11 protein-coding genes are annotated in these 10,176 nt (G+C 65.1%); 3 read left to right on the top strand and 8 right to left on the bottom strand.

Annotated elements, in window-relative coordinates:
* Positions 1-191: 191 nt before the first annotated feature.
* The 3 genes from VRZ77_RS19545 (at position 192) to VRZ77_RS19535 (ending at position 4,144) form a co-directional block, all read left to right on the top strand.
* Positions 192-2,198 carry an acyltransferase family protein gene (locus tag VRZ77_RS19545; protein ID WP_414594251.1) on the top strand — a complete coding sequence of 669 codons (2,007 nt, stop codon included), beginning with the start codon at positions 192-194 and terminating at the stop codon, positions 2,196-2,198.
* A 306-nt stretch (positions 2,199-2,504) separates the two neighbouring features.
* On the top strand, positions 2,505-3,113 hold the full coding sequence (locus VRZ77_RS19540; RefSeq protein ID WP_414594250.1) for an outer membrane protein: 609 nt from the start codon (positions 2,505-2,507) through the stop codon (positions 3,111-3,113).
* Positions 3,114-3,499: 386 nt separating this feature from the next.
* A complete protein-coding gene (locus VRZ77_RS19535) occupies positions 3,500-4,144 on the top strand; it encodes an outer membrane protein (protein WP_414594249.1) in 645 nt (214 codons plus the stop codon).
* A 62-nt stretch (positions 4,145-4,206) separates the two neighbouring features.
* Here the strand turns inward: VRZ77_RS19535 and VRZ77_RS19530 are convergent, their stop codons facing one another.
* From VRZ77_RS19530 to VRZ77_RS19495, 8 genes are all read right to left on the bottom strand, one after another.
* Entirely contained in the window at positions 4,207-4,815 is a 609-nt protein-coding gene (locus VRZ77_RS19530) for a glutathione S-transferase family protein (protein ID WP_414594248.1), read from the bottom strand.
* A 117-nt stretch (positions 4,816-4,932) separates the two neighbouring features.
* The gene (locus VRZ77_RS19525) at positions 4,933-5,148 is read right to left on the bottom strand and encodes a cold-shock protein (RefSeq protein ID WP_414594247.1); all 216 of its coding nucleotides are present in this window, start codon (positions 5,146-5,148) and stop codon (positions 4,933-4,935) included.
* 78 nt (positions 5,149-5,226) lie between these two features.
* Entirely contained in the window at positions 5,227-6,099 is an 873-nt protein-coding gene (locus VRZ77_RS19520) for a 23S rRNA (adenine(2030)-N(6))-methyltransferase RlmJ (protein ID WP_414594246.1), read from the bottom strand.
* A gap of 11 nt (positions 6,100-6,110) precedes the next feature.
* Complete coding sequence (locus tag VRZ77_RS19515) at positions 6,111-6,794, bottom strand: ribonuclease T2 family protein (RefSeq protein WP_414594245.1); 684 nt, start codon at positions 6,792-6,794, stop codon at positions 6,111-6,113.
* Positions 6,791-7,330, bottom strand: a complete 540-nt coding sequence (locus VRZ77_RS19510; RefSeq protein ID WP_414594244.1) for a hypothetical protein — start codon at positions 7,328-7,330, stop codon at positions 6,791-6,793. The genes VRZ77_RS19515 and VRZ77_RS19510 overlap by 4 nt, the downstream gene beginning before the upstream one ends.
* A gap of 111 nt (positions 7,331-7,441) precedes the next feature.
* Complete coding sequence (locus VRZ77_RS19505; protein ID WP_414594243.1) at positions 7,442-7,795, bottom strand: cupin domain-containing protein; 354 nt, start codon at positions 7,793-7,795, stop codon at positions 7,442-7,444.
* Positions 7,796-7,873: 78 nt separating this feature from the next.
* Complete coding sequence (locus tag VRZ77_RS19500; RefSeq protein ID WP_414594242.1) at positions 7,874-8,386, bottom strand: peptidoglycan-binding domain-containing protein; 513 nt, start codon at positions 8,384-8,386, stop codon at positions 7,874-7,876.
* 173 nt (positions 8,387-8,559) lie between these two features.
* The gene (locus VRZ77_RS19495) at positions 8,560-10,176 is read right to left on the bottom strand and encodes a regulator (protein WP_414594241.1); all 1,617 of its coding nucleotides are present in this window, start codon (positions 10,174-10,176) and stop codon (positions 8,560-8,562) included.

Genomic DNA, 10,176 nt, shown 5'->3' with positions numbered 1-10,176 from the left:
GAGCAGGGGAGGGGCTGTGCATGATGCCCCTTTTTGCCCTGCGCGGTCGTACGCGTCCATGGTCAAGTGTAAACGCGACATACCGCGCCACTTTGGTCCGTGTAAGACAATAAGCGTATTAAAATCGCACGAAAGATAAGCTATTCTTACGTTGTTAGAGGAAATTGCGGTTCTGCGGGGAGCGTCGTGCAATGGCCCATATGTCCTATCGCCCTGAAATCGATGGGCTACGGACTTTTGCGGTCATGCCTGTGGTTCTGTTTCATGCGGGCTTCACGGTGTTTTCCGGTGGCTTCGTCGGTGTCGACATTTTTTTCGTCATCAGCGGCTATCTGATCTCGCGCATCATTCTCACGGAAGTTGCCGAAAAGCGTTTCACCTTTCGACGCTTCTACGAACGACGTATTCGCCGCATCATTCCAGCTCTGCTGGTCGTGATCCTCGTAACGCTCGCGGCGGCGAGCTGGATCGCGCTCCCGGACCAGCTGACGGATATCGCCAAGTCGGCATTGGCGGCGCTGCTCTCCGGCTCGAACATATGGTTCTGGACGCAAAGCGGCTACTTCGGTGCCAACGCCGAATTCATGCCGCTCCTGCACACCTGGTCGCTCGCCGTGGAGGAGCAGTTCTACATACTGTTCCCGATCGGGGTGCTCGTGCTGGCGCGGCTGCGTCTGCCGATCGGGCTGACGATCGCCCTGCTGCTGATTCCCGCTTTCGCGCTGTCGGTCTGGATGTCGTACAACAAGCCGACGGCGGCGTTTTACCTGCTGCCGGCGCGCGGCTGGGAACTCGGACTTGGTGCGGTCCTCGCGAGCGGCGTCGTGCCGGCAATCCGCAACCGCCAGGTGCGGGAAGGGGCGGCGCTTGTCGGGCTTGGCCTCGTGGTGTTCGCGATCTTCTGGATCGACAACTCGGTGCGGTTCCCCGGCTGGGCGGCGCTGCTGCCATGCGTTGGCGCGGGGCTGATCATCTATGCCTCGGGCGAGGGAGGCTTGGTCCAGCGCCTGCTGTCGCTTCGGCCGATCGTGTTCATCGGACTGATCTCCTACTCGCTTTATCTCTGGCACTGGCCGGTGTTCGCCCTGACGCGTCTCTATGAGGCCGATATTCATCTCGGCATCGGATACGCACTGGGGGGCACGGCCTTGTCCTTCGTGCTCGCGGTGCTGACATGGCGCTATGTCGAGCAACCGTTCCGCGGCAATCAAATGCCGTTCTCGCGGGTCGCGCGCACTTTGTCCGGTGCTACGGCGGTGGTCACCGCCGCTGCCGTTGCGCTCATCATCTCGGTCGGACTGCCGGGACGGCTGAACGAACAGGCCTTGCGCCTCGCGGCGGCGAGTTCCGATATCGATCATCTCGTCGATCCCTGCCAGGAAGGCGAGGATCGGAGCAATTGCCGCTTCGGTCCCGCCCTCGAACCCGTGCGCTACATGATCGTCGGCGACAGTCACGCCGCAGCGTTGCGGCCCGCTTTCGACGGCGAGGTGCAGGGGATCGAGGGCGCCGGAACGATGTGGTGGTCCGGCAGATGCGCCATGCTGGACGGGGCCCGGCTGACCTTCAATCCTCCGAGGGGTTGCCCCGAGTTTCGTGTGCGGGTGATGACGTCGCTGCGTCAGTCGCCGGAGATATCGACCGTCGTGCTGGCGGGGCGTTGGCGTTATTATCTGACCGGCGAATTGCCGGAGGAACGTGGTGCGTCATCCGCTTATTTCGTGGATGACCAGACGGTGACGCCTTCGGAGGAGGAGAGCCGGCTGGTGTTCGAGCGCGCGCTCGGCCGTACGCTCGACGAACTGCAGGCGATGGGAAAACGGGTCATCATTGTCGGCGGCGTGCCGGAGCCAGGCTTTGATGTGCCGCACATCCTCGCCCTCGCAGAACTCCACGGCCAGCCGAGCCCGACCATCGATTCCGCCGATGCACAGGAAAAGGAACGGGTGCTGGAGGAGATATTCCGGCGTGCGGTCGCGAGTCGGCCGAACGCCTATTATGTCCCGGTCGCCGATGCCTTCTGCACCGGGCAGCAGTGCCGGCTGCTGATCGACGGCACGCCGCTCTATCATGATGACGACCATATCGCGGCGGCTACCGCCCGCAACGTGCTGGGGCCGCTGATGCAGGGGCGGATTCCGGCCGCGTTGCAGATCTCCGCACCATCAGCACCGGCCTGCGCCGCCTCCGGCTGCTGAAAAATCGTGACCTTCGATCGTTGCGCATGGCGGTACCTGCTTAAGGCTTTGCTCGTTGCGTTAGCATTTCATCAACCAAGAAATTGCCAATTTGCGTGCTGCGCCAATTTCCATCGCAGGCGACGAAGTCGGCCAGCACTGCGGTAAGTTCATAAATCGGAAAACATCTTTCCTATAGATGCGTTAATCATAACGTATCCTTTCGAATTACCCTAAGATTCTGCTCATAAATTTATGGGAGCGTCGACGTTATCTCATTCGGAGACGATGGCGCTGTGCGCCGATTTACGACGCAGGAGACCAACCATGAACAGCAAGATGCTCGCTGGGCTCGGCCTCGCCGCCCTGCTCGCCTCGCCGGCGGCGGCGGCCGATATGTCCTATCCCGCGCCGGCCGCCTATGCGGCGCCGGCGCCGGTCTTCACCTGGACCGGCTTCTATCTTGGCGGCAACCTCGGCTATGGCTGGGGCACGGCCGATTTTTCCGGTGATACCGACGGGTTCATCGGCGGCATTCAGGCAGGCTACAACTACCAGACCAGCGGTCCGCTGGTGATCGGCGTCGAAACCGACATCCAGGGCACCAATATCGGCAGCTCGACCTATGAGTTCGACTATCTCGGCACGCTGCGCCTGCGCGCCGGCGTCGCGGTCGACCAGTTCCTGATCTACGGCACCGGCGGCTTCGCGTATGGCCGCGCCGGCTACGAGCTCGCCGGCCTGACCAGCAAGCAGACCCAGACCGGCTGGACCATCGGCGGCGGTGCGGAATACGCCATCGACGCCAATTGGAGTGCCAAGGCCGAATATCTCTATGTCGACCTCGGCGACGAGACCTACGCCACCATCGCAGGCCCGCGCGATGTCGGCAGCACCACGAACCTGCTGCGCCTGGGCGCCAATTACCGCTTCTGAGCGGACGCGTCGCCTCTCGCAGTCCTGCCTTGCGCGGCCGCGGTGTTCCTCTATGGAGGACGCCGCGGCCGTTGGCGTTTCGGCGCTATGAAAGCAAGCGCGGTGTATTCGAATTCTGTTGCTATTGTGCTACAGGTATTCGGTGTTCGCACGCGCATCGTGGCGAAATTGTTGCGGCCTTCTCGCGGTGATTTAGGGTAAATTTACCTCCAGAAAGGCAGCGGCGGCAACTATTCGGATCGGCATTTCACGGATGCGTGAGGGCGCCGGCTCACGAGCACGTTACGGATTTCGCCGCAATCTCGCCCTCGACATGCCAAGCTCGGCCCCTATCTCCCCTCCCACGTCTGCATCGTCGTGTTCCGGCAGATCGTTGGAGAGTTACTATGAAGAAGATCATCAGCTCGGGCGTCGCCGCCGCCGCCCTGTTCGTCGCGGCCCCGGCTTTCGCTGCCGACATGGCCCAGCCTTATCCCGTGAAGGCCCCGGCCCTTGTCGCCGAGCCGGTTTTCTCCTGGACGGGCTTCTATCTCGGCGGTAACGCCGGCTATGCATGGGGCAGCGGTGACGGCCTCGCCGATACGCTGGCGATTGACCCCAATGGCTGGCTCGGCGGCGGCCAGATCGGCTTCAACTACCAGTTCGGCAACAATGTCGTGCTCGGCGCCGAAGCCGACTTCCAGGGTTCGGACATTAAGGACAGCAGCCTCGGCATCCAGTCCAAGATGGACTATTTCGGTACGGTCCGCGCCCGCCTCGGCTACGCGTTCGACAATATCATGCCCTACGTGACCGGCGGTCTCGCCTGGGGTCACAACGAGGTCAAGGACCAGTATCTCGGCCTCACCTCCGACAAGACGGCCGTGGGCTGGACCGTCGGCGGCGGCGTGGAATACGCCTTCGACAACAACTGGTCGGTCAAGGGCGAATATCTCTATATGGACCTCGGCGACGACTACTACGACAGCATCGGCGCCAAGTCTGGCATGACCACCAGCGTCGTGCGCGCCGGCATCAACTACAAGTTCTGATCACGGCACTCGCCGTGCATGAGGCCCCGGGGCGCAAGCTCCGGGGCCTTTTCGTTGGATCGTCAGGACGGAGCGCGGGTTGCCTCGAAAGCAGGCACGCGGCCGGCGAAAGCGTCGAGCCACTCCACCAGCGCAGGGTGATCGGCTCGCCAGCCGCCAGCAAAGCGCAGGTCGAGATAGCCGAGCGCGCAGGCCAGCGCGATCTCTCCGACATCGGCCACTGCCGAAACCGGGCCATGCGCCGGCGGCGCGGCCTCCAGCGCCTTGAGCGCCCGCGCGACCTTGCCGGCCTGATTGTCCGTCCATTTGGTGCTGCGCTCGCCTTCAGCGCGCAGGCGGACCTCATAGACCTGCAGCAGCGCGGCATCCATCAGCCCGTCGGCCAGCGCCTGAGTGGTCAGCGCGCGGAAACGCGCCTCCCCGCTCGCGGGCAGGATGCAGCCACCGCCGGCCAGGCTGTCGAGATATTCGAGGATGACGGGCGAATCGTAGATCGCGAAGCCGTCCTCGCGCAGCAGCACCGGAATCTTGCCCAGCGGGTTCTGTGCGCGCACGGAATCGGCAGGGTTCAAGGTGTCGGCCCATTCGATATCGAGATGGATTCCGCACAGAAACGCGCCGATCTTGACCTTGCGGCCAAACGGCGAAGGCGGCGAGGAACGCAGCTTCATCGAGCATACCGTCTTACGAAAGGCGGGCCCGGCGCGCCAGGCGGCGCATTACGCCGTGCGGTAAGCCGGGGCCGGCCGCCGACGGCGGAATGCCTCCGGCTTCGCGGGGCAGAACTATCAGTCCGCCGCTTCGAGGTCGATGGCCTTGGGACCCTTGCCGCGCTTGTCCGGCTCGATCTCGAAACTCACGCGCTGCCCTTCCGCCAGCGTGCCCAGCCCGGAGCGCGTCACCGCCGAGACATGGACGAACACGTCGCGTCCGCCATCGTCCGGGCGGATGAAGCCATAGCCCTTTTCCGTGTTGAAGAACTTGACGGTTCCCGTCGTCGCCATCGTGTATGCTCCTGAACTCCTTGGACAGGAGTTAAAGCAAATCCGATGCCGGACGCGGCGGGCGCCGTGCAGATGGGCTCAGCGCTCGGGGATCAGCCAGCTCAGGCGCACCCGGCCGACGCCATCGCTGGCGAGCACCGGGGCGAGGGCGGAGAGCACGGTGCGCAGCTCGTCGGCCAGCGTGAAGGGCGGATTGACCACCACCATCCCGCAGCCCGACAGCGTATCGGCCTGCCGCACCGAGCGAATATCGAACTGGATGTTCAGCGTCTTGGGGATATGGGCGCGCTCGAGTTCTCGGCGGAACGCGTCGACGGCGCGCACATCCTTGATCGGATACCATAGCGCATAGATGCCGGTGGCGAAGCGTTTATGGGCGTTCTCCAGCCCCTCGGCCATGCGGTGGAACTCGCCCGGCTGCTCGAAGGGCGGATCGATCAGCACCAGTCCGCGCCGCTCCTTGGGCGGCAGATGGGCGCCCAGCGCCTGCCACGCGTCCATCGGCAGCACCTTCGCGCGCGCATCGCGGCCGACCGCTTCCTCCAGCGCGCGACGCACGCCGGGCTCGGTCTCGCAGAACAGCAGACGGTCCTGCGGGCGGGTAAGTGCCTGCGCGATGAGCGGGGAGCCGGGATAGCGGCCCAGCGGATGGGCGTCGTCGGTGCCGGCGCCGGGCGGATTGAACTCCGCGACCAGTGCCCGCCAGGGCGCCAGCAACTCGCGCACCGCCGGGGAGAACTCGGCCCGAAGCACGGCGCCGATGCCGGCCTCCCATTCGCCAGTGCGCCGGGCATCCTCGCCCTGAAGGTCGTAGAGCCCGGCCCCGGCATGGGTGTCGAGCACGCGGAATGGCGCGTCCTTCTGGCCGAGATAGGCAAGTATGCGCGCCAGCACGACATGCTTGACGACATCGGCGAAGTTGCCGGCGTGGAAGGAATGGCGGTAGTTCATGGCGATGAGCTCTAGCCGCCGCGCATCGGCGGCATGACGATGCGCTGGGTGCGGCAGGCGCGTCGGTCTACCTCCTCGCACGGCGTGAAGGCGAGCGATCTGTCGAGGCAGATCTTGACCTCGGTCAGGCGGCGTCCGTCGCAGGCGACAGAGATCATGTCGGCCTCAAGTCCGGGATTGGCGGCGCGGAACGCGGCTTCCACTTCGCCGGGGGAGACCATGCGGTAATCGTTGATCCGGCGGAACGGCTCGGGAATGGTTACGGCCGCGCGGGCCCGGCGTACCTGGTCGAAATAGGCGGTGGCGTCCAGCCCCGAGCAGGTGCCGTGCTTGCGCCACTGGTGCAGCACCAGCCGCCGGCTTGGCATCAGTTCCAGCATGGAGCGAACCACGGGTTCCGGGACGAAGGGTGCGGGATCCTGACAATATTCCGGCCAGCCGCGCTCGAATTGCGGCCACAGCCCGTGCACCACGAAGGCGAAGGGGCGTTCGCGTCGGCATTGAGAGGGCTCGGCGCGCGGTCCTTCGGTCTCGCAATAGGTCGGTGACCACGAGAGGGTCAGGACGTAATGGTCGAAGCGGCCGGGCGTGTCGGTGGAACGGGCGCTGGCGGGGGGCGCCGCGCCGGCACCGAGCAGGAACAGGCCGGCAAAAAGCGCGGCGAACGGGCGCCGCGCCGCGCCGTCAAGTCTCACGGCAGCGCCATGCGGCAGTTCGGGGCGTAGGTCCAGGAGCGGTCGAAGCCCTCCACGCACCATTCCACGCCCCAGGAATAGCCGATGAAGCCGCCATCCTCGACGATGGAATAGAACACCTTGGTGCGCTTGCCGGCGACCGGCTGCGCGGCGACCTTGCCGCCGACATACTGGCCGTGGGCGGAAGCGGGGACGCCGGTGACGATCACCTCGGCCGAGCAGTAGCGGCGCGGGATATACTCGTCGCCCCAGGGGCGGAACGCGATCTCATGGATGCGCTCGAAACCTTCCAGCGTGGCGGAGGAATTCCAGAACCGGCTCTCGGTCTGGGCGAAGGTCTTCTGGATGTGGCTGAGCGCGGCGGGCGTGTCGCAGGCCGGGACGTTGCCGCTGTAGTTCGGGCCGGAGAGCCAGAAGTTCTTCTCAAGGAAGCTTGCCGCCTGCGCCGCGCCGAGCGAGCCCAGCACCATGGCGCCAGCAAGCGCGCCGGCCGCCGCCTTCGCGAAAAGGCCTCGGCTGTGTCGAACGGACCGCATGGTAAACTCCCCTTAACCCTCGTGCCGCCGAACATGCGTCGGGTCGCGATGCGGGTCAATGTCGGGCGGGCAACACCCCGACAAGATTCGCGCGGGTAATGTGCTGCCGCCTCAGATCAGGCGGATGACATAGAGCTTGCGGGTGGTCTCGACCACTTCCCACACCCCCTTGAAGCCGGGGCGGATCACGAAACTGTCGCCGGCTTTCAGGGTGACCGGTGCCTCGCCGTCCTCGTGGAGAATCGAGACACCGGCGGTAAGGGTGCAGAACTCCCATTCCTCATAGTCGACCCGCCACGCGCCGGGAGAGGATTCCCAGATGCCGGCGAACAGCGCGCCGTCCGGCAGCGTCTCGGCATTCCAGGTCAGGTGCCGCGGATCGCCCGAGACGATGCGCTCGGGCAGGGGAGCAGTCTCCTCCGGGGCGCCGAGGGTGGCGAGGTCGATGGGCAGGAGGAAGGACATGGCACGTTCCAAACAGAGGCGATGCGGAAAGCATAGCAAGAACGGGGCCCGGTCGGGACCGAACCCCGTTCTGCCGGATCAGTTGAAGAAGCTCTTGATGGTCGCCCAGATCGAGCGGGCGGGAGCTTCGGCGACGGATGCCTCGGTGACGCCGGCTTCCTTCGCGGCCTCGGGTGTGATCTGCGCCTTTGCGACCACGGCGGGGGTGATCTGCGCGAACAGGGCGAGCTTGGCGAGCGTCGCCGGCCCGGCGAAGCCGTCGGCATCGAGGCCGTTCTTGGCCTGGTAGTCCTTGACCGCCTTCTGGGTGCCGGCGCCGAACTTGCCGTCGGCGGCGATGCCAAGCGCGGATTGCAGCTTCGTCACCGTCTCGCCGGAGGTGCCGACCTTGAGCAGGATGAGTTCGTAAAGGCCGAGCGCGGCGAAGGTGTCGGGGCCGGCAATGCCGTCGACCTTGAGCCCGTGCTCCTTTTGATAGGCCTCCAGCGCCTCCTCGGTCTTGGGGCCGAACCGGCCGTCGGCGGGAACGCCGAGCTTGGCTTGCAGGATCTTTACCGGCTCGCCGGAGAGCCCCTTCTTCAGGACCGACATGGTGTGCCTCCTTCTTGACTGCGCAGGCCGGCGGCGCCGGCGCGCGGGCGGCGATGAGAGCACAGCTTCGATGTCGGGAGAATGGCCAGTGTGGCGGGAGGAGCCGCGAACGAGAAAGGACGCGGCCTCCCCGTGGTGACCGCGCCCGCTCGCTCGTCTCGATCTGGGAGCAGCTATTCCGCCGGTGCGGGGTGAGCCCCCTCCAGCATCACATCGTCCGGCACCGTGTCCACGACCGCATATTTCGCGCAGCCGAACAGGAAGCCGGCGACGAGTACGTAGGACAGCGCGACGCCCGGCTGCACCGCCACGCCGACCGTCTCGCCATGCATGAAGCCGAAGAAGGTGAGCACCGCACCGGCGAGCGCGAAGGCCGCGGCCTGCGTGAACTTGCGGTCGATGACGAAGACGCCGATGGCGCCCAGCACGAGACCCACCAGGATGGCGCCGCCACCCATGATTTCCAGCCCGTGATAGAGCACGCCGACCGCGCCGAGCTTCTCCATGCCGATCGCGGCCGCGGAACTGCCGGCCATGCCGAGCGCGTTGTCGATCAGGAGCTTGGCCCAGGCGGCAAGGTGCGGGGTCAGCGCCAGCACGACGGCCGGGGCATGGCGCGAGGGCGTGGTCTGGAACGCCTGCGCGCCGATGAGCATGCCGATGTATAGCAGGATCGGCGAGATTGCGACGACGGGGATCAGCGCCAGCAGCACGGCGATGATGCCGAACCATGACAGGATGATCACCATCAGGCCGGTGGCGGCGGAATAGCCGATGCGACCGCCCATGGATTTCCAGCCGGGGTGGCCGATATAGACCGCGTTGATGAACGGGTTGCCCATCAGGCAGCCGATGAGGCTGACCACGCCGTCCGCGCTCAGCACGCGGGTCGTGGGGTAGTGGTCGCCTGCCGCCTCGGCGCTCTCCACATTGTCCATGGCTTCCACGAGGTCGTAGATGCCGAACGGGATCGCGGTGACGAGGATGACGCCGAGATAGTTGAAGCCATGGAACACATGGTCGAAGGCCGGCAGCGGCACCGAGAAGCCGAAATTGGCGAAGGAGGCGCCGAGCTTTTCCACGCTCATGCCGCCATAGCCGAGACCGAAGATGTTCGAGCCCCAGGCGATGATCATGCCGACCGCGATGGCGATCAGACCGGCGGGAATGCCCTTGGGATATTTCACCCCGCCGAACCAACTCACCATGATGATGGCGAAGCAGGTGAGGCCGATCACCGGCGTCATGAAAATTTCGAAAGCCGGGCGCATCGAGATGAAGGCGATGGAGACACCCGCCAGCGTGCCGAGCAGGGCCGCGCGGGGGGTGATGCGCCGGATGTAGGGAGCGACGAAGCCGCCGATCATCAGGATGAAGCTCTGGAAGAACACCCAGACGAGGCCGGCTTCCCAGCCCTGGATCGGGTCGCCGGTGGCGGCGCCGATCGGCAGCATGATGACGAACACCACCACGAACATGTGCGGTACGCTGATGCCGGAGGGTAGGGCGCACACATCGTCGCGGCCGGTCTTCTTGGCGAGCTGGAAGGCGAGGAAGGCATAGTAGGCGGTCGATAGGAACATCATCAGCCCGACCGCCGGCAAAATGCGGCCGAACACGATGTCGGGCGGCATCTTCAGCACGAATTGCAGTAGGCCGGTCAGCACCAGCATGTTGACCAGGATGTTGGTTCCGAAGCCGAACAGGGCATTCCAGTCGCCCTTGGTCCAGATCGTCGGCCGCATGCCCATGCGGGACGGCGATATGGGGGTCATCTCATTGTCGGACAT

It is taken from the genome of Ancylobacter sp. G4_0304, assembly GCF_047501495.1.
In the GTDB taxonomy this organism is placed as follows: Bacteria; Pseudomonadota; Alphaproteobacteria; order Rhizobiales; family Xanthobacteraceae; genus Ancylobacter.
This window is presented reverse-complemented; position numbering and strand designations above follow the sequence as displayed.